This window comes from Sphingobium sp. (assembly GCF_041987595.1).
In the GTDB taxonomy this organism is placed as follows: domain Bacteria; phylum Pseudomonadota; class Alphaproteobacteria; order Sphingomonadales; family Sphingomonadaceae; genus Sphingobium.
Genome location: NZ_JBHIWJ010000227.1, coordinates 1 through 628 on the forward strand (window position 1 = coordinate 1; position 628 = coordinate 628).

Genomic DNA, 628 nt, shown 5'->3' on the forward strand with positions numbered 1-628 from the left:
CGATCCGGTCCTTCAGCGCGTCGAGATGGCGTTCACCCGCGAACAATATGACGCCATCGGCTTGCTCGCCCGCCAGAGCCAGCGCCTTGGGACCGAAGGCGGAATAATAGATCGGAATCGGCCGGGCAAAACGGAGCGGCTTGATCTCCGCTCCGTTCAGCTCCGCCGGCCGTCCGGCAAACAGGTCCCGAAGCGCCGCCAGTTCCGCCCGTATTTCCTTTTGCGTGGCGGGCGGCCGCCCGATGGCCAGAACCGTGCTGCCGCCCGTCGCCAGGCCCAATGCCACGCGCCCGCCGGAAAGATCGTCGATCGTGCTGAGCGCGGAAGCCGTTACCAGCGGATGCCGCATGAAGGGCGATGTGACAAGCGGCGCCAAAGTCGCTTTCGGGGCGTCCAGTGCAGCGAGGGTAAGCGACACATAGAGTTCGTGCCAACCCGCTGGCGAATCGCCCACAGTGATCAGCTCGAAACCGAGATCGGCAGCAAGACGGACTTCTTCGCGAAATCCGTCCAGCCTGTACCCCCACATGCTGCATATGCCGAGCTTCATGGCCATCCTCTCGGGAACTTCCTACGCCCTGCCGCCTCGGCGCGAACCTGTCCTTGTAGAGGGGGAAGGCGGACGGAT

General features: G+C 64.3%; 1 protein-coding gene. It reads right to left on the reverse strand.

The genetic code is table 11. The features are described 5' to 3' along the window. On the reverse strand, nucleotides 1-556 hold a 556-nt coding region (locus tag ACFC3J_RS22885), incomplete at its 3' end, for an LLM class flavin-dependent oxidoreductase (RefSeq protein ID WP_375198200.1). Nucleotides 557-628: the final 72 nt, after the last annotated feature.